Source organism: Paenibacillus sp. FSL H7-0943, from assembly GCF_037963265.1.
Classification (GTDB): Bacteria; Bacillota; Bacilli; order Paenibacillales; family Paenibacillaceae; genus Paenibacillus_AQ; species Paenibacillus_AQ odorifer.
In genome coordinates, this window is record NZ_CP150148.1 from 2,761,487 (window position 1) to 2,779,922 (window position 18,436).

Below are 18,436 nucleotides of genomic sequence, written 5' to 3' on the forward strand. Positions count from 1 at the left end.
GAACTGTGTAGAAGAACAGACACTATTTATTTATCGTTGAGTCACCTATTGGAGTGAATGTATTCTCCACAGTAAGGTTAGAGAACTTAGCATAGTTCAGTTGCTCAATCTGATTGGCGACATCATTGCTGTCAACGGCGAATCCGACATATACCGAACCATCCATAACAATAGTTCGCTCGCCAATTAGCTTCCAGTCTTTTCCGTCCGTTGATCCGTAAGCATAGAAAACATCTCCCTTACGGCCAAGCTTGAGCCAATACCCTTGCTCCACACCATTAATTTTAAATGGAATATCTGAAAGAAGTTGAATGCCAGCTTTTTCAGCAGCAGATACGCTGTCTAAAGTTTCAGTTAATTCATCAAATCCTCCGCCCTTAATGTTTCTGCCCGTCAGATAAGATGACCAGCTGGTCTCTTTGGACAACTTCACATAGGAGATACCAAGGGCCGCGGCGGCGCTGTCTTTATTCAAGTCATCGCGGATCATTAGCCCGGTGAAGGCATGGTTGTCAACGGCCCCGATTTCTTCGAGCTTCGCGGTAAATTCCATATCTCCGTTCATTTCTTTATACACGAAGTGGAAGTCATCTTTGGTTGCATTGTTTGCTTCGGATCGTTCTGTGCCACCTTCACTTTTTCCAAGCTTTCCGTTGCCTTTAACGGTAAGCACATCATTTGTCATACTTCCGGAACCCTTAATGTTCGGATCACCGATATCTGCTGTAGTCCAACCCTTTCCAGCCAGGGAAGAGGTAGCAGCATTGATATGGATGTTAGTGGCTGTGGTCTGCGTCTCATTTCCTTGGGTATCGGTCACTCTTGCAGAAATATAGTAGGAAGCATCCGTTAAATTCTTGAGGGTATATGTGTATGTGTTGCCTTTTTTGACTGCTTCCCCAAGATATTTAGAACCATTATATACAGCAACTTTTTTTATTTTGTTTCCGGATCTAGGGGAAGCATTGATTTTAACTACGACCTCTTTCCCGGTAACAAATTGTGCATTGTTTTCTGGCGCTAAAAGCTTAGCATCAGGGTTTTCGGCGACGTGTTTCATATCAACTAGGCCGTTAATATAAAGCTCAAGCCAGGTGTAACCATTTTTAGTAACCGTTTTGTATGCATCCTTGCTGCCCCAGATTTTATTTTTCTTTTCCCACTTGTCGTCTATTCCATTTTTATTAGTGTCAAATTGCTTATCATATTGTGCCTCAATGACGCCAAAGTCTGAAATGTAACCCCCGACTTCATGTTCAGTGTTGATATATCTTCCCGAGTTCTGCTCGACTTCTGCCACAATTCTTGCATCGATAGCATCGCGACGTGGATAGGTAGCGCCCGCTTGTTGCAGAATGCTTTTTAATAGTGATTCATTCGCTTGCTTTACGCCGGACTTAACATAATTATCAAATGCTTTATTGGTAATACCATGGTTAACTCCAGTACTGTCCGCGGAAAGATATGGTGTGGCTGCGAGGGTCGTCTTTTGTTCACCACTCTGTACGCCAGAAAATTTCACATAATCTGAAGAATCATTCAGTAAGCCTGTGAGCTTACCGTTAATTCTGTTTCCAGCAATATAGAAACCGCCCAGCTTGGTAGCTTCACCGGCGTCAATCACTCGGTTAGTTACATTCTCTCTTGTACCTGGGCCGGCAATTTCGATATTGTTCATAAAGTTAGTAAAAGTAAAACCTCCACCATAAGTGCCGTTAAAGCCCCAATTGTAAATTACATTGTTCGAGAACTGAACAACCGCCACATGATCAGCATCTGCCGCACCTGCGTAACCTCCGCCTAGTCTTGGGTTTCGCGAGGTATGGTTCGCATACAGATTGTGATGGAATGTTGTTTTGTCTCCGCCTGAAATACCGCCGTAGCCATGTCTTCCTTTGGAATGCCCGGATAGAGTCAGACTTTCGGAAATAATGGACCACTGGATCGTGCCATTTTCGCCTCTATATAAAGATAGAGTTTCATCTGTGTTCCAACTGAAGGAACAATGGTCAATGAGGAAGTAGTTGTTGTCTCTCCCCCAAAGCGCATCCATTGAATCACTGCCATTATACACATTAGTGGCACCCGGACGGAAAGCGGTGTACCGAATAATGATATTCTCTGAATTGCTGATATTGGTATCCCAACCTGCAATGGTAATTCCGTTGCCTGGAGCGGTTTGTCCAGCGATGGTCAGGTTTTTAATATTATTGAGACTTAACGTGCTCTTCAGTTCAATCGTTCCGGAAACATGAAAAACAATGGTACGACCCTCTTTAGGCGTAGATAAAATTCCATAGCGAAGGGACCCTGCAATCGGTTTGTCTTTTACAGCGTAATCTTCAAGGGTAGTTACGATGTATACATCGCCCCCTCGACCACCGCTTGTATAGGCGCCGCCACCTTCCGCGCCAGGAAAAGCAAGAATAGAGGCACCCGTAAAACTTTTGTCTCCGTCTGCCTGCCCTGAAGCTGCAAGTGTGTGACCTCCTAAAAATGAAAACGCTACCGAAAAACTCAATAAGACACCTATAACCTTACCTGATTTTTTACTCTTCCATTTCATCTTTTTGACGTATAACATGGATACAGTCTTATCGCTGAATGCTGTTCCTGTTATACTTCCTCCTCTCAGTGAAATGTTACTGGTCTGCGACAAGCAGCTTACTGGTAATACTTTAAAACTTTTAGGGCGTATTTACCTGCCAAAAAAATCTTTTTTTGTGCCAACTATTGCTCTTTGGTTCTTGCGTAAACGAACAAATTCATATTATGTTCTTAGTATTACAGCAGCTATAGTGCTTGGCATTCCATGACGATAGGGAGAAAAACATGAATATTAAATATCAGCATCGTGACCAGGCGTTTCACTCCTTTATTTCTACCAATAACACTTATCCTCTTCATCTACACAAAAATGTAGAGATAACAATGGTTTTGTCCGGCAAAATCAATATCAACATCAATGGAAAAGAGTATGATTTGTCTGAAGGAGACATAGCGATTATTTTCTCCAATCAACCTCACAGCTACAAAACCCTAGAGAAAAGCCAGATCCTGCTGTTCTTTTTTGACGCCACTTTTCCGGGGGATTTTGCGGGGGATTTGCTTAATCATGTTCCGGATAACCCTATAGTTTCGAAACAAAAGGTGCTTCAAGATCTGTTGGCAACCTTGTATAAACTATATAAAGAACAATGTGATGTTCGTCTGCTCAAGGCTTATACCTCTGTAGTATTAGGGCACGCGCTGCCGTTACTGCTAATGAAAAAAGTAGACTACAAAAAAGAAATGGATCTCGTCCCCAAAATCCTAGCTTACATCGACATGCATTTTTTAGATCACATAAATCTGAATACGCTTTCAAGAGAGCTTGGCATTAGTAAATTTATCATTTCCCGAATCTTTTCTGAGCAGTTTCACATTTCATTTCGTGATTACATCAATGGCCAACGGGTAGCCTTTGCTCATATGCTGCTGTTATCCACTACCCATCCGGTCACGGATATCGCGTTTGATTCCGGATTCAACAGTTTGCGTTCTTTCTATCGTGTTTTTAAAAATGAATACGGGATCACCCCCAATGAATTTCGCCGAAAAGTATCGAAGGAGTGTGTAGAATGAAAATGATGAGGATGGCTTATATTCTATTTGATGGGATGACCACGTTAGATTTTGTTGGTTTTTACGATGCGGTTACCCGGATGGGAGTTCTAAAGGCGATAGAAAATGTATCGTGGGATTTTTGTTCCAACAAGGAAGAAGTCACGGATGATCGAGGATTGACGTTGAAAATAAACCAGGTTTCCCCTGATCTGTCAGCCTATGATTTGATATTTATCCCTGGAGGGTTATCGACTCGACAACTTAGATTCGATACTAATTTTATAACATGGATTCAGACTAAGTGAAGATGGATTACCCATATTACAAAGACAATTAACCCTTCCAAAGGGAAATCATAACTATAATATATGGGAATTAATGATATAATATCCAAAGTGAAATAATTAAGGTGATGAATAGAGGTGTAAGTATGTTGGACACAAACAATAGCAATAGAATGCTGGTAACTTTTCCTCATAGTAAAAAATATCCTTATTTAACTTCATATTGTTTATTAGCCAATGCTTTATACGTAGGTTTGAATGTGTTTTTTGATCTTAGTGTTTATTATTATTTATTTTTTGTCCTGCCAGTTTTTCCTTTTCTATTTATTTCGTTAAAAAGTCAAAAGGAAAAGCATAAACTTGAAGTACTAGATGATAGTGTAGTAATTGGTGAAACAAATATTACGTGTGGTTCCTTGAAAAAAATTGTGATTCATAATCCTATTTCAATATTTTTTCATATAATTCCGGCTCGAAAAAAGAAAAAAATAATTACGATACAGGTAAATAAGGATGAAGCAAAAGATATTTTTACACTATTAAATAAATGGGCACAAAAAAATAGTGTGGAGATCGAAAAACAATATTAGAAGAGCCACTTAGTCCCAGAAGAGATGTTGAAGATATGAGGTGTCACGATGAAGATAGGAAAACCGATTAGAAAGAAGGTATACGGATTTATTTTGCAAGACAATGAAGTTGGAGAAAAGACCTTATTAGTCTATCTTAATGAACCAGAAGTACCCTTTAGATTAGTAGGTGGAAATATCGATGCCGGGGAAACAGAAGAAGAAGCGTTATTCAGGGAAATTCAAGAAGAAAGTGGACTTAAACAATTTAAATTAGTAAAGAAAATAGGCACACAATATTATTATAAGGATTTTATAGATGCGAATGTCGAAAGACATGACTACCTTCTAATTCCAGAAACGAGATTACCTGAAAAGTGGAGCTTCACTGGAGAAGGAGAAGGTGAAGACTATGGGACTATTTTTAACTACCAATGGATAAATCAAGATGAAATATACTTATTAGACAAAGAGTTTAGAGAATACATGACGGAAGATTACATGCAAGAATTATTCAGCAAGGTAAAAAGGTAATCCATCTAAACCAAGTGCGAAATGATAATTTAAAAAAATCGGCTGTAAGTATAAAAAGCATAAAGATGGTGGGATTGTTTTGCGTGCAGTTAAGCCTATAATGTTATGGTTTATTTCGACGATTTTATTCACCCTGGCAGCCTTTGGATTGGAGCTTTGGGAAGGAACTAAAATAAGTACAACAGAATATTACGGTTTTCAAAACATTGGGTTTGCTTTTATTTTTCTGGTGTTCCTCTTTTCAGTTCTTCTTTACCCGGTTATACTGCTTCCTTTATCATGGGTTATTCGAAAGATAGTTAATCCTTTAGTAAACCGCATAATGATATTCTTATTGAGTGGTATTGCGGGATATGGTTTCTTTTACGAGGTGTACGATGAACGCTTTATACGGGAATACCATTTGAATAGTAGTACAGCTATTATTTTTTTCGGTATTGCTGGTTTCATCTATGCTCTGGTGGATTACTATTTTGAGTCGCAAGCCATTAAAGCCGAACAAAATCCCTGCTAACCGTGGCGGCCGGCAGGGACGTTATTTTTTAATCTAAGTATTAGGTAATTTGTTAACCTCGTCAGTAAAGGCTTCCAAGTACTGGGTGAATAATCCTGTATCTATTTTGGTGGTTGCATCATTTGCAATAGGAGGCGTATCTTGGATTTGTTTGTACATACGATCCATCTCACCCGTGAGCTTAGCCCAGATGCTTTTAATTGAGTCATATTTTGCATCAAGGTTGCTGATATAACTATCGTATTCCATTTTTTGGTTCATCGCTTTTCCTAATTGCTCGATTGTAAAATCTATATCTATTGTTTGACCCGTAGAGCCAGTTCCAGAACCTGCATACCAGCTGATATCAACAAATCCATCATTCCAAATATCTGAAACGACAAAATTACTGATTTCTTTAAGCATCGCTTCAGGAGTCTGTTCAGTTGTACCTGCATTACCTGAATCTGAAGTATTAATTACAGGTTCCTTGAAGAGTTTCCTCACTTCGTTAAATGCATCCTTATCTTTGTCATTAGACGAATACCCCCAACCAACTTTGTCATCTTTAATAAAAATGATAAGTTCGCTATTGGAGGAAGACTTCTCACCTTGGATAAGCACGAGTTTATCTTTTCCGCCATCTTTGTCCGTATAATCAGCTGTTTCAATTACTGTAGGGTTCTTAAGTTTATTATTCTCGGGTGTCTCAGTAGATTCAGCCATTTGGAAAATGGGTTGTACATCTGGAAGTATATTTTCGGATACGAATTTCTTTTTCGCTTCGATATCTGAACCATTGAGGAAAATCTCCACATAGTTGAGAGCCAGTTTCTCGGAAGCTGTAAGTTTCTTTTTTGGCTCAGGAGTGGGCTCTGAAGGGCTGGCTGTTGCTTCGGACGGTATAACTCCTGTAGACGTTGTATTTTTTTTCTCTGAATTTGTTGTGGAACTACCACATCCTGAAAGGATTACAATAGTTGCCACGATACATAAAAAAGCTTTTTTGTTCAATTTTATATCCCCCTAAATCTGCTAATAATTGCTAATTAATTCTACCAGATATAGGAATAGTAATCTATGAATTATAATTTATGGCGGAACCAATATATTAGATTAGCGTGTTTTATTTGTCGGAGGTGAGCATTTTGCTGAAAGTACTAAGAGTGTGCGGTATTTTATTCAGTGCAGCAACAATCATTCTGGGAATCACATTTTTCCGCGGCCAGGATCAAGTGATAGTGTCTTGGACTATGCTGGGGATGTGCGGAGCTTTAATATTTAATGGAGCGGCATTGTATTTGAAAACGAAAGATAAAATGGCTGTGCTATCCTCGATTGTTGGGATTGTATTGTTAATAGTCTCGCTTACTCAGTTTCCTTTTTAAAAATTAAAAACAGCCTCGTCAACCTTAATGGGTCGGCGGGGTGTTTTTACGTTTTTTCCCTTTATATTTATTTCTTTTTTTTCTTAGTGGGTCCGATCTGACGTCTTACCTTATCGTTCTCATCTACCTCAATGATATAAATCTCCTTCACTGTACCGGAGAGAGTAAACCATTCACGCATAGCTTCAGCCTCAGTCATCGGTCCTAATATTCGTTTCCCCCTATAACATATAAAAAACACTCATACTCCTTAGTTTGTTTGCGGAAATGCAATAAATGCTTATAGAACAAATTATAAACCTGAGCGATGACTTTGTATGTAATAATTCATGCCTGACGGGATATTTTTACATTGATTAACGAACGTACGTTTGGTTATAATACAAACAAATGTTCTTATCCTTGGAAGGTGAGTAATTATGCAAATAAGCATCGGTCAAACCATTGAAATAGTGTATCAAGATAAATCAGGTAAGATATCTCAACGGAAAATTGATGTGAAAGGGATTCGTGGGGGATATATTCGCGCAACTTGCTTATCAACCGGAGCACCGCGCGTATTTCTGGAGGCTAATATTCTTGCTTGGCAGCCTGTGCAAAAAAAGCGCTATGCTTAGTGACACCGCCCGAAAGCTACTAATGATCATGCGCCACTCTGCCGTGCATCATGCTCATATGCCAACTCTACAGGAGTTAGAGATCAAGAGTGGACGGACACCAGATAAGATCATTAGTGGGCTTAGGGAATTAGTTAACGAAAAATATATAGAATGGACCCCACACACTCCACCCGAGAGCGCCCGAATTATTGAAGGCTGGGAAAGGATTGACCCTAGGTTTAAAAAGAGAAAGTCAGAGCCACAAGAACTCCAATGGGGGATAGATGGTAGTAAAACGAACTACTGGACGGATTATTAGGAGGGCAGCTTCATGATGAAAAAATTAGAGAACGTATGGGAGTGTAGCAGAATGATATTGCCCGAACATAAAAACCGGATTATAGATGACAATAATGAGCAGGAACGTCGTGAAAAACCCACTCTAGATCTACAGGAGATAGAGCGCTTTGAAATATTGTTATATCGTTCGATGGAAGAGCACAGCCCGATTACACTCACTCTGTTTGATCCCATGGAGAATATATTAAAACGAGGTATTGTGATGAAGCTGGATAAACAACAGGGAATTAAACTCCGCTGGTCGGAGGAGGAGTGGGATTGGTTCAAGATGGAGGATGTTATTGCAATAACTACATAATGCACTTCATAAAAAACAGGTTAGGAGCAATCTCCTAACCCGCGCTGTACTTCTGATATTAATGTTCTGCTCCGTGGAATAAGACCACTGGTGAGGTACTTGGCAGTGCTGGCGCAATGCTGACGATAGTGAGGACCAACAATAAAGAGACGGCAAATTTTTTCATAGAGACTCAACCCTTTCTTTGAAATTTATTATTTTCTCTTCAAAATCTTTAATCTGAGTAGCATCAGCACATGAACGTAATGATTCGAAGTATACTACTGCTTGTTTAAAGATTTTATCAGAGTTTGTGACCTCTGCAGAATCTAATAATTTCATGCTATATTTGATAGCTGTATTATAATCTTGAATTTTTGTTTTATATCTGATCATATTAATAAAAAAAGTTTCTTGGTAGGAATTTATTATAATTTCATCAGCAGCGGTATCCTCAAATTTTGAAATACTATTAGAGAAAAGTTCTAAATGAGATTCAATGTTTAAGTTGAAATTAGTAGCTGTCTTTAACAAAGTTATCAGTCCCGGTAGAACTTCTTTAGTGTTGGATAAAAGGAAAGAAACATAACGATCTATGAATTGAATATTTCCGGAAAGCACTTCTACTTCTAAGAGATTTGGCTCTGATATGTACTTATAATAGGCTACCTCATTTAATCCTTCAGCATCTAATCCCTTGAACCAACTCAAATCACTGTAAGCTTTAATGTAAGTTCGAGCTTTATCATAATTTTCGATTTCTTTGTGGGCTAGTCCCAACATAAGCAAGCTGTATCCATAATAATAAATTAAAGGTCGTTGATGTTTTAGTTCCAGTTCATTATTGTGTGTGTAATTATTATAAATTTGAGTTATTCGGTTGAAAAAGGTGTCTGCTAGTTTTAGAAGATTGGGCCAGCTTTCAAAAGAATATATCATTTTAAGAACTTTTACGGCTGGATCAAGATCTAGAAGATTTATATCTAAATCTAAATCGATATTTCCATCCAACGGCCTCACCTGCCTTTATTTTACATAATATACCTGTATTATACAATGTAATCAATAGATGGTCAATTAAGTGCTCCATATAAAAAATAGATGATAAATAGGGACCAATAGAGTAAATCTATCCATTATTGCGCCATGATGTGTGCCTGGGAAAGCTTTGGTAGTAGTAGATTACCGCTCTAGATGGCCACATAAAAAGTCATATAGATTATGTAATGCCTCAAGAATAGCAGCAGCTACGACATAAACTAAAAGGTTGCTATTGATTAAATCATTTACCGTATTATGTTTTGTGAGTACAAACTGGAAGAATGTGTACATCGCAATTGTTGCATATGCCGCAACCTTGGAAATATTAAATAACTTATCAAAGATCATTAACAGTGCGTCCACCTCCTTAAGGAATAAATATTATCAATAAATATCTAATTTAAATATCTGTATGCAGAAGCCCGGAGCTGCTGGCAGAAGGCGGCTAAACTCGATCCGGAATCGGCTGAGGCTAGGAGGGTCTGTCTAGCCTTCTACGTTTGGAGGATGTGACAACAGTTGCTCTACTTAATACACAGTACGAAGATACAGTTCATTAGATGAGTAGGAGTATCCCTCTTCTCCCAAAGGCTATGACGAAGTAGCCGCAAACTATTCATTTAGTTGAGTTGAGCAACGTGAAGTAAATAAAAAGCCTACACCATAAAAATGTAGGCCCACCCATTAAAAGTTACTCTGTTACTAATTTTGAGAAAATGCTTAAATCAATAAACTTTCCTTTGGACTTTTCGCACTTTCTCATTGTTCCTTCGAATGTATAATTTAACTTTTGCAAAACTCTGATGGAATTATTGTTTTCGGGTTCGACTTTTGCTTCTATCCTGTTGAAATTTAAAGTGTTGAACGCATAATCCATCAGAGATTGAATGGCCTCAGGAGCATATCCCTTGCCCCAATAATCTTTACTAATATCGTATCCGATCTCTGCTTTAGCATTTGAAGAATCTATAGAATTATAACCGCAGGAACCAATTATGCGATTTGATTCTAACTCAATTACGGAATAACGAATAGCTTTGTTTTCCAAAGACAGGTTATTAAGAATTTTAATCATTTCTACTGCTTGGCTTTCCTCAGTGAAACTATTGATATTCATAAACTTTGTAACCTCTGGATCAGACCAAATGTTAAACAAACTAGCAGAGTCAGATAATTTCATTTTTCTTAATATTAGTCTTTCGGTTTGTATTTCTGTAATCAATATATTACCTCCATTATCTATTTATTTTGGGGTTAAGATATCGATATCTGCGCATAGTTCAGTCCCTTCAATATTTAATTCAACACTATTATAACGTAAGAGTTTTTTTATGTCACAGTACGAAGATACAGATCATTAAAGGAGTAGGAGTATCCCTCCAAAGGTCATGACGAAGTAGACGCATATTGCGAAGTATAGAGGCTATCTAGCGGTAATGCAGCCTATTTCTCTTTTGGCAGAAGTAATGTTCTTATAAAAGCGCCAATACAACCAGAAAGAATAATAATCATTACAACATTTAGTGATCTAATAAGTACCGAAGATGAAAAAATTAATTGAAGGCTTTTTTGTACGATGATAATTCCAAATACCAAAGACATGGTGATTAAGAATGTTTGGATAGATATTTTCAAATCATTAATTCCTCTCTAAACAAATTACCAAAATCTAAATTTATTTTAACAAAAAATGATTGAGTGAAACGTAGTACGAAGATACATGACATTAAGGGATAGAGGAAGTTACAGAAATCCTCTCCCAAAGGCTATGAAGAAGTAGCAGCCTATTGCGCATCAGGGAAGAGAAGGTCGTCGTTTTGATAATGAAATGATGTTTTTGTCCTTATCATCACCATGGTCTGCATTTTCTTCTATCTCTTTTTTCTCATCGTGAAACTCAACAGGAGATTGGGCCGTGATGTAGTCAAATGGAGTGTAATTATTATTTGGTAATTTTCTTGTAAGGATTACCTTTACAATGATGATTCCTAATGAGAGATAGAAAATCGCGCCTACTCCAGCCAACATGAACAGTACTAATCTCATTGTTAACACCGCCTTTGTTTGATTTTATAATCAAATGTTAATATTTACAAGATTCAGGCTGCTGAGTACTATTCATTCGACTGAGATTTGATGCACAGTAGGAAATGCTTGGGCCACTAGATTTTACAAATGGTGGAACCTTCGAACATACGAATGAAGTGTAGCACAATAGTCATACCTACACATGAAGTGGTTTGACAGTTTTAAATATTAATTACTTTAAAGCATCACAGAAAGGTTGTTTTACAGACACCATACTCATATGGATATCCGATCTCATCTTTAAATGTAACCTCTGCACCATATCGACAGATACTGCTCTTAGAGACAGAACCTTTAATGTTGTGTATTTCATCTACTGTGCTTCTTGGTAATAAGATAGGTTTTTAGATATATCTGTTTCTAACGATAAGACCAATTTTTATGTAGTTACTACATTGAATAATAATGGAAAGTTAAGTTTCAAACAAAAGCATCAGCTACCCCTCAGAAGGCAGATCAACCTGAATCAGAACCATCTGGTGATCGCGTAATACTCACAATTACATTAATAACTGGTCTTGAAAAAGTCAGTGTGGCGGCGGTGCCCCGACTGCTGTATTTCTGTAACGTTTCCGCTTAATTGGCTTTGTCAGAAGCTTCATAGATTAGGCAGCGAAGGGTCTGATCGGGATAGCGGAACTCCGCGGTATAGCTACTTCCATCTTCCAGCAACAGTTTAACATCCACCATCCCGCGTTTGTTGTTAAATTCGGTATCGGTTAGATAAGCTTTGATAATGGTTCTTGTTTCTCCCTGCTTGTCCGTGATGACCTGCACGGCTTTATGAATCCAACTGGCATCCTTCTGGATGGTGCCGGCTGCGTCGTCGTCGATGGGAGTTCTCTTCAGTGCCAAATTAATGGCTGTCGTATCCTCTACGGCACCGGTTGTTGCATTAATCAACACATCATATTCCCAGAATACCTCGCCTGATCCGAGCAGGGTAAGCGTCTTGTAAGGAGCAAAATGAACTGTCCAGGTTGGACGTTTGGTTAGTCCCAGCTCAATCAGCATTCCCGATGTTTTTAGCTTGGACACGTCGGCATCGAACAGCTTGCGCACACTGTCAGAGGCCAGTGCCTCAGCTTCAACCTGGCTGATTTTCTGAGGCTGAAGCTGAGGTACAGTCGGATTTCGTTTGGACACGAAGTAATTCAGCCGGTAGTACCAGTCAATCAGCTGTAACAGTTCCTCATCAGTCATACTCCTCTCCGGGTAGGTGTACGTATTGGTTTCTAAATCTAGATACAAATCTGCTTGTCCAGCCTTTAACGGCAGCTGCTGCTTGGGGCGGAGGCCGTCATACACATACTTATCGTCCAACACTTGTCTGCGGTTGATTTCGGATTCGGTTTCTTCCCGACCTGAAGTATGGGGATCTTCTGCCTTGTCTATAAAGTCATAGATTTGCTGGATTTGCGCTGCTGTCATCTGTTGATACAGGTCTTGTTGTATGGTGGATACTGGCGCCGGCGCCTCCACCTTCAGCACGGGTATCGTGCTTTCACTCAAAGCCAGCTGGTTACTGCCCTGAATTGATGAACTGTTCTTGGCGAAAACTACGGAATCCATCAGGCTGGGGACGAGCAGCGCACTGGCTGCAAGCACACCAGCTGAAAACAGGATAACAACTAATGTAGCGGACCGCTTTTTCTTGTTCAATCGGATTACCTCCATTGGGATCTAAGATGATGAATCTTTATACATCTTAACACCAAGTTATTATAGAATTAGGAGGATAGTTGTTATGGAGTTGTAAAAAGATCGGATACTTCCCCTTCACCAAGGACAGTCAGGAGTTAATCTCAATTTTGTCCACGTTTTTCTTCAAGAGCCACAGCTACAATGCAAGAAGTGTCTTTACAATAAAGATGTGCCAGAAGCGGGAAGTGTTTACTTAGTGTCGTATTTACATCGATGTGATTAGTCATAACTTTTCACCTAATTGGAAGTATGATTCGTGGGATAATTACATGAACAACAATAAAGTTATTAAGATGGACTTTAAAGCAGAAAAACGATTGGTTGCGAAGAAATAGATAGTTCGGAGAACAAGGAGTTTTTGTACTGATGAACAATAAAGATTTTCAATACAGAGAGACATACTTTATTGTGGGGAATCCAGCAACTCTATGGATACTCATACTTGGATTGGTTTCGTTTGGAACCAGATCCAATAGGTCATCTTATAGATTATGGTGGGATTGTAGAGGGGATGCACCGGATCTATTAAACTTGCTGGATCTCATTTTGTTTGGAAGTGATTTGAATTTAGAGCATGCATTCAATAACCTACGATATCACACTTCTTTAATCCGTTTGATCGCCCAAGAAGGAAAAGAAAATAAACCACTCTTAGTTCTTATTGTGAAGTAACCTGAAGAGTCGCTCTCCTGACAAAAACCAACATATGTCTCTCCACTGACTAAATGTATTTGTAGTTGTAATTCTGTTTCAATTGCGTGAAAAATCAGTGTGAGATTCATATTATAGCCCCCTTGCATAAGATGATTATATTCATAAAATACCCACTTCATTGTTAATGAACGCAAAATAGTTGACAATTGACAATGTTGTAATATTTTAAGCGTGATTTTGGCATAAGCATGTCTATAACAAATACCCCCTCAATCACTTAAGGTTGATGGGGTATTTGTTATATTGATGAAAACTAACGATCCTTACCAGTGTTATAGAGCAGCATATATACTTCCCAATGAATTATATTAAGTTTATACAGTAAACTTTAATTCCTTTAGAATGATATTCAGGTGATTCCTAACGGATTTGTTTAATGGTTGTAAAGGCAAGGGAAGACTAGGACTTTTAATTAAGCCGATTATTTCAGCAGCTGCTGAAATCACTCGAAGGCTACCGTAGCTATTGAATAACTTCCAGATCGGTTCTAGTAATGTTGAAAGGTGTTGTGCTTCTTCTAAATGGCCACTTTGAGTCATTCTTGTGATATCTAGACATAACCTCGGAAATAAACCACCTAGCACTTAGTACCATAAGTCACAACCTGCACTCAAGCCTGGATATGCGGATGGATTCCCGCTTATTCCAAACGTAACATGGAGTGGAATAACAGCTCTGAGTTTTTCTACAGCAATTCTGCTGTGCAGCTCATCACTGAAATGGAAATGTGAAGTGCCGGGATTATCATAAACACAAAGTGGAATGGAGAGTGAACTTGTCACCTGTTCGTATAGAAAAAACACTTCTTCATCTGTTAGCGCCTGAAGGAGATAGGAGCCAAGAGTACTGCACTTGCCCCAGCTTGTTGTGCATCTTCCGCTAATCGAAGTACTTCTGAAGTTCGAATCGCACTTATGCTTGTCATCACGGGAATCCCTTCAGCAGAACTAACAGCAAGCTCAAGGACACGCAAACGCTCCCCTCTACTAAGAGATACGCATAGTTACCAGTTGATTCCAGTACACCAATTGAGTCTACTCCTGCCTTTACCAATTCTTTAATAAAAAAAGGGACCAATTTTAGAGGCTAGGTGTTGTTAAAAAATATGAGTTGCCACGTTTGTCCCGTAGCGATTTAGATTCAGAACAAACATAAAATAACCTGTCAAGCTTATGCCTGAAGGGTCTATTAGTGCTTATACGATAAACTCTGTAAATACTGGGCTTCGAAGCATGCCAGATTTGGTCCGGGACTCCAGATGTACAAACTCCGTATCCTTACCTTTGTATATCAAGATATCAAAGAAGGCGTAATACGCTGGGAGTGTCCCAGTGAGTTGAGTTATTTTATCAGTTTGTCTCGCTTGAAATCGGCTCATAACAGATTCAAAATCGGATACTCTCAGTACGAAGATACATGGACAGAGAGGGTTAATAGCCCTCCTCTCACAAAGGTTATGACGTAGTAGATACATATTGCGACATGAAAAAAGATAAAAATGCTTATGTATCCTTATCTTTTTCAAGTAATTCTATTATTCTGTCTAATTTTTTCTCTATGCTAGTAGTTTTATCTGAAACCTTGTTTTTGGTTCCATAATCACCTTTTAACAGTAAAACCAAGGGAATTGCCAAAACAAATACCAACGGTATTAAAAAAAAATATTGCAAGATAACACCTCATTAAAAGTTTTTATTTAAGTATAACAAATTTCAAAAAAAGACTCTCTCCCACAAGGAGGATATAAGAGATAGTTTGGCTGTACTGAACTTATAAAGGGGATGGATAATCTTCATTTCTTACCCATTAAAGATATACCATAGTAATCCATAAGCTATTCCGAAGTAAGCAATCACACCTAGTAAAGAGATGGATAAAAGAATAGTGATAACTTTCTTACCGTTCATAAAATTCACCTCTTAATTAATATAGCACGGATTTAGGGAGGAACTGACGTCAACGTGGATTGAGATTATTTTAGCTTTTATCGCTATCCTATCTTTTATTTCAGCAGCTGACAAAGAATCTATTCTTTACAAGCAACGTGGCATGCACATGGCAGCAATATGTGTTGCTTCAATTATCGCACTAGCTGCAGACGTTATTTTTTCATAAAACCCAAATTTGAGAGGAGTAATTATAAATGAAAGTTCATATAGCAGCACATTTCAATAAGCAATCTCAAATGAGCATCGAGGAGTTCCGTGGTGATGACGAAGAAGAGGATCATGAAGAGCCAAGAGAAGACGTATGAGGAAGGGTTAATCCAGACGGTACGATTGAATTGGAAGACAAGGACCAACTCACTCTGGAGGAGGTAGCTGCTTCAGGAGATAAGAATGGTCCGGTAATCCCGAAAAATGATGACGATCTGCCGTTTTAAGATGGTACACGCCCCGGCTTCGGTCGGGGGATTATTTACAGTGAGGTGATAGCAGGTGCAACAAAGCTTCCTGCCAGAGATAGATAGAGAACGGACGCAGGCTGCGGTTGAAGCGGCTTTTGATAAGTATCGAGAGAATAAATTCCTAACTTTTGAGGAACGCGAAGCAGCCACGACAGCAGCATGGTCAACTACTCCGAGAAGCGAAACGGGAACAACTTCAGATCAAACCGCGAATATTGCCATACACAATGTTGATAGTTTAGCAGCACGTAAGGAGTACTGTGAGAGAATTGAAAGGATTGTAAATAGGCTTCCACGAATGGAATCATTTTTGATTAAAGAAAGATATATAATAACCGAATATGATTACATCACGGATCAGAAGATATAGGCAAAGCTTATCAAATTCGTATCATGAAGGATTTCAATAGAATGATAAGTGAATAGAAAACAAAAAAAGCCTTGAATATCAAGGCTTTCACGTATAGGACGGATGGGGTTCGAACCCATGACCCCTACCCTGTCAAGATAGTGCTCTCCCGCTGAGCTACCGTCCTGCGACGAAATTTATAATACCATACGATAGAGTAGGATGGCAATTCTTTTTTATAATCAATATAGATGTAGAGTTGTATTTACTTCTTAATTTTCTCCGATTAAGTAGTTAAATAGCTAGAAAGGGGATGACCCTTCATCCCCCTGCACCGAGTCAGATAAAAAACGGGAGTAGAAATAGACTGCTTATTCCGAAAAAAGGGATACGGCGTGGATAGAAGCGGCGTCTTGGGTAAAAGCCGGGCTGGAACCCGAATTGTCTATAGTTCGACTGCTCGGCAGGCATTCCGTTCATACGATCGACCATTTCATTGCTGGGAACCGCTAGGGTGATATAGTTCTGATCCACGTGAGCGATGAAGCCGTCAAAGGATTGACCATCAGTCGTTACTATACCTACATATTTATTCATGCAATTCCAAGCGACCTGTTGATGAAAATTTGTATTTGATTCCATGGATATCCTCCTCGAATGTTTCAATCCTGATAACAGTCTATGGTCCTTTGCCTACAACGTTCACGGCGTTTGCCTATATGTAGGAAGGTTAATTTTCAGGGATAATCACTGAGGAGGATTCGATTAGTTCTTTAATCAATACACATGTTTGTGCTGTACTTTCTAATCAGTATTATTCTTGGAGTTATTGGAATGAGCTTCAATGGAGTAGATAACTTCTTTTTTGCCAGTAAGCGGTGAGTCATTTATAAAATACAATTTGTCACCGCTCCGTTTTACGAATTTCAAAGTATCTCCTTTAAAAGGAACATCGTTATTTTCCGCATATTCCTGATCCTTTGCTGTGAGTAGCTCCTTATACAAAAGGGTTCGCTCGCCTGTTTGGCGGTCGATTAAGGTTAGCAATCCATTCTGATTTCCACGAAGAAGTATGATTTCTTTATCAATGCTTTCTACATAGTAAGCATCTTCCTCGCCACCCAGCTTTACAAGATCAAGAGTATCTATTACATTGCCTGTGCCGTCTTGGATGAAACGTAAGGTATTACCATCATGCAAGATGAGGTTGCCATCATAAGGTTTGAAATCCGCATCTCCTCTGAACTGGTAAGCGAATGTGGCCTTGCGTAGTAATGCACCATTTTTGAATATGAGTGTGATTTCGCGTGTATTAATATGAGGCTCTCCATAGGAATCAATAATCTTAATGACTAGCAGACCCCCCGCCGTTTTCTCGATCTTCATTCCTGCCCAGTCAAAGTTTGTTTGGAGTGAAGTGAGTTTTATCACCGTATCCTTGCCTTGTGAGACATATAAATTACCATTAGCTTTGACCAGCGTATAGGTACGCCCTCCAAAGGATTCTGTGAAAACATTGTAGGTCTTCAGATCATCTGCTAAAAGTGTGTTCGTTGTGGAGTCCAGACGGAGATGGCTGCCTTCGAAAGCCTTAACGATAAAACGGGCCGGCACATATATCCCATCTTCTTTGGATTTAAAAGGTATTCCTCCTAGATCTACCGCTTTCCCGTCAAGCACGCCTGTTTGACTCCCGATTCGAACAGCAAAACTTTTAGTCCAGCCTTTGAATAGAGCACGTTTGCCGGATTTATCCCATTCCATTTTTAAGCCAGCTTGCTCAGCGATCCCCCGAACATCTACGTAGATTACACCATTTTTGAGCAGCGCAAGTCCGCCTATGTTTCCACCAGGAACGCCAAATTGGTAGTATACTTGCGAAGTATTAGCAGAGGAAGCTTGGGCGAGCGCAGAGGACTCCGATACAGTTAATGAAGAGCTTGCTGACATGGTGGCAGGGAGTAAAAGTGTTGAGAGCATTAAGACGGATAACCAAGCTTTGGAGTGAAAAGAGAGCATATGA

18 protein-coding genes, 1 tRNA gene and 1 pseudogene are annotated in these 18,436 nt (G+C 39.1%); 9 read left to right on the forward strand and 11 right to left on the reverse strand.

What is annotated here, in order from left to right:
- Positions 1 to 22: 22 nt before the first annotated feature.
- On the reverse strand, positions 23 to 2,521 hold the full coding sequence (locus tag NSQ55_RS11845) for an Ig-like domain-containing protein (RefSeq protein ID WP_339173487.1): 2,499 nt from the start codon (positions 2,519 to 2,521) through the stop codon (positions 23 to 25).
- Positions 2,522 to 2,832: 311 nt separating this feature from the next.
- Between NSQ55_RS11845 and NSQ55_RS11850 the strand changes: the two genes are divergently transcribed.
- The 5 genes from NSQ55_RS11850 (at position 2,833) to NSQ55_RS11870 (ending at position 5,507) form a co-directional block, all read left to right on the forward strand.
- Positions 2,833 to 3,624 carry an AraC family transcriptional regulator gene (locus tag NSQ55_RS11850; RefSeq protein WP_076141723.1) on the forward strand — a complete coding sequence of 264 codons (792 nt, stop codon included), beginning with the start codon at positions 2,833 to 2,835 and terminating at the stop codon, positions 3,622 to 3,624.
- Positions 3,621 to 3,911 carry a DJ-1/PfpI family protein gene (locus NSQ55_RS11855; protein WP_339173490.1) on the forward strand — a complete coding sequence of 97 codons (291 nt, stop codon included), beginning with the start codon at positions 3,621 to 3,623 and terminating at the stop codon, positions 3,909 to 3,911. Before NSQ55_RS11850 ends, NSQ55_RS11855 begins: the two co-directional genes overlap by 4 nt.
- Positions 3,912 to 4,036: 125 nt before the next feature.
- Entirely contained in the window at positions 4,037 to 4,480 is a 444-nt protein-coding gene (locus tag NSQ55_RS11860; RefSeq protein WP_339173492.1) for a hypothetical protein, read from the forward strand.
- Between the two features lie 48 nt (positions 4,481 to 4,528).
- Positions 4,529 to 4,993, forward strand: a complete 465-nt coding sequence (locus NSQ55_RS11865; protein WP_339173494.1) for an NUDIX domain-containing protein — start codon at positions 4,529 to 4,531, stop codon at positions 4,991 to 4,993.
- Positions 4,994 to 5,072: 79 nt separating this feature from the next.
- Positions 5,073 to 5,507: a hypothetical protein gene (locus tag NSQ55_RS11870; protein ID WP_081386269.1), complete on the forward strand. Its 435-nt coding sequence runs from the start codon at positions 5,073 to 5,075 to the stop codon at positions 5,505 to 5,507.
- A 33-nt stretch (positions 5,508 to 5,540) separates the two neighbouring features.
- Here the strand turns inward: NSQ55_RS11870 and NSQ55_RS11875 are convergent, their stop codons facing one another.
- Positions 5,541 to 6,500, reverse strand: coding sequence for a hypothetical protein (locus NSQ55_RS11875; RefSeq protein ID WP_339173497.1), 960 nt, complete (start codon positions 6,498 to 6,500; stop codon positions 5,541 to 5,543).
- Between the two features lie 134 nt (positions 6,501 to 6,634).
- Here NSQ55_RS11875 and NSQ55_RS11880 point away from each other — a divergent pair, with 134 nt between their 5' ends.
- From NSQ55_RS11880 to NSQ55_RS11890, 3 genes are all read left to right on the forward strand, one after another.
- The gene (locus NSQ55_RS11880) at positions 6,635 to 6,874 is read left to right on the forward strand and encodes a hypothetical protein (protein ID WP_076189823.1); all 240 of its coding nucleotides are present in this window, start codon (positions 6,635 to 6,637) and stop codon (positions 6,872 to 6,874) included.
- A gap of 419 nt (positions 6,875 to 7,293) precedes the next feature.
- Positions 7,294 to 7,491 (forward strand): hypothetical protein, encoded by a 198-nt coding sequence (locus NSQ55_RS11885; RefSeq protein WP_282579736.1) that lies wholly within the window; start codon positions 7,294 to 7,296, stop codon positions 7,489 to 7,491.
- 313 nt (positions 7,492 to 7,804) lie between these two features.
- Positions 7,805 to 8,131 (forward strand): YolD-like family protein, encoded by a 327-nt coding sequence (locus NSQ55_RS11890; RefSeq protein ID WP_076279830.1) that lies wholly within the window; start codon positions 7,805 to 7,807, stop codon positions 8,129 to 8,131.
- A 162-nt stretch (positions 8,132 to 8,293) separates the two neighbouring features.
- On the opposite strand, the gene NSQ55_RS11895 is transcribed toward NSQ55_RS11890, so the two are convergent.
- The 6 genes and pseudogenes from NSQ55_RS11895 to NSQ55_RS11920 all read right to left on the reverse strand — a co-directional run.
- Positions 8,294 to 9,121, reverse strand: coding sequence for a hypothetical protein (locus tag NSQ55_RS11895; protein ID WP_076189826.1), 828 nt, complete (start codon positions 9,119 to 9,121; stop codon positions 8,294 to 8,296).
- Between the two features lie 721 nt (positions 9,122 to 9,842).
- Positions 9,843 to 10,373, reverse strand: coding sequence for a GNAT family protein (locus NSQ55_RS11900; RefSeq protein ID WP_339173500.1), 531 nt, complete (start codon positions 10,371 to 10,373; stop codon positions 9,843 to 9,845).
- Positions 10,374 to 10,945: 572 nt separating this feature from the next.
- Positions 10,946 to 11,197: a DUF3951 domain-containing protein gene (locus tag NSQ55_RS11905; RefSeq protein WP_036686019.1), complete on the reverse strand. Its 252-nt coding sequence runs from the start codon at positions 11,195 to 11,197 to the stop codon at positions 10,946 to 10,948.
- A gap of 618 nt (positions 11,198 to 11,815) precedes the next feature.
- The gene (locus NSQ55_RS11910) at positions 11,816 to 12,901 is read right to left on the reverse strand and encodes a hypothetical protein (RefSeq protein WP_081383511.1); all 1,086 of its coding nucleotides are present in this window, start codon (positions 12,899 to 12,901) and stop codon (positions 11,816 to 11,818) included.
- Positions 12,902 to 13,539: 638 nt separating this feature from the next.
- Positions 13,540 to 13,725 (reverse strand): hypothetical protein, encoded by a 186-nt coding sequence (locus NSQ55_RS11915; protein WP_038570197.1) that lies wholly within the window; start codon positions 13,723 to 13,725, stop codon positions 13,540 to 13,542.
- Positions 13,726 to 13,971: 246 nt separating this feature from the next.
- Positions 13,972 to 14,719: pseudogene (locus NSQ55_RS11920) on the reverse strand (dihydrodipicolinate synthase family protein); the annotation flags it as partial.
- A 1,376-nt stretch (positions 14,720 to 16,095) separates the two neighbouring features.
- On the opposite strand from NSQ55_RS11920, the gene NSQ55_RS11925 reads away from it, so the two are divergent.
- Complete coding sequence (locus tag NSQ55_RS11925) at positions 16,096 to 16,434, forward strand: ArpU family phage packaging/lysis transcriptional regulator (RefSeq protein WP_339173504.1); 339 nt, start codon at positions 16,096 to 16,098, stop codon at positions 16,432 to 16,434.
- A 94-nt stretch (positions 16,435 to 16,528) separates the two neighbouring features.
- On the opposite strand, the gene NSQ55_RS11930 is transcribed toward NSQ55_RS11925, so the two are convergent.
- From NSQ55_RS11930 to NSQ55_RS11940, 3 genes are all read right to left on the reverse strand, one after another.
- Positions 16,529 to 16,600, reverse strand: a tRNA-Val gene (locus NSQ55_RS11930).
- 152 nt (positions 16,601 to 16,752) lie between these two features.
- Complete coding sequence (locus tag NSQ55_RS11935; RefSeq protein ID WP_036686108.1) at positions 16,753 to 17,055, reverse strand: hypothetical protein; 303 nt, start codon at positions 17,053 to 17,055, stop codon at positions 16,753 to 16,755.
- Between the two features lie 162 nt (positions 17,056 to 17,217).
- Positions 17,218 to 18,432 carry a copper amine oxidase N-terminal domain-containing protein gene (locus NSQ55_RS11940; protein WP_339173508.1) on the reverse strand — a complete coding sequence of 405 codons (1,215 nt, stop codon included), beginning with the start codon at positions 18,430 to 18,432 and terminating at the stop codon, positions 17,218 to 17,220.
- Positions 18,433 to 18,436 lie beyond the last annotated feature (4 nt).

Coding starts and splice junctions, on each gene's coding strand:
- NSQ55_RS11940 (WP_339173508.1), bottom strand. CDS start 18,432: ATGCTCTCTTTTCACTCCAAAGCTTGGTTATCCGTCTTAATGCTCTCA.
- NSQ55_RS11885 (WP_282579736.1), top strand. CDS start 7,294: ATGCAAATAAGCATCGGTCAAACCATTGAAATAGTGTATCAAGATAAA.
- NSQ55_RS11865 (WP_339173494.1), top strand. CDS start 4,529: ATGAAGATAGGAAAACCGATTAGAAAGAAGGTATACGGATTTATTTTG.
- NSQ55_RS11905 (WP_036686019.1), bottom strand. CDS start 11,197: ATGAGATTAGTACTGTTCATGTTGGCTGGAGTAGGCGCGATTTTCTAT.
- NSQ55_RS11855 (WP_339173490.1), top strand. CDS start 3,621: ATGAAAATGATGAGGATGGCTTATATTCTATTTGATGGGATGACCACG.
- NSQ55_RS11850 (WP_076141723.1), top strand. CDS start 2,833: ATGAATATTAAATATCAGCATCGTGACCAGGCGTTTCACTCCTTTATT.
- NSQ55_RS11935 (WP_036686108.1), bottom strand. CDS start 17,055: ATGGAATCAAATACAAATTTTCATCAACAGGTCGCTTGGAATTGCATG.
- NSQ55_RS11890 (WP_076279830.1), top strand. CDS start 7,805: ATGATGAAAAAATTAGAGAACGTATGGGAGTGTAGCAGAATGATATTG.
- NSQ55_RS11860 (WP_339173492.1), top strand. CDS start 4,037: ATGTTGGACACAAACAATAGCAATAGAATGCTGGTAACTTTTCCTCAT.
- NSQ55_RS11915 (WP_038570197.1), bottom strand. CDS start 13,725: ATGAATCTCACACTGATTTTTCACGCAATTGAAACAGAATTACAACTA.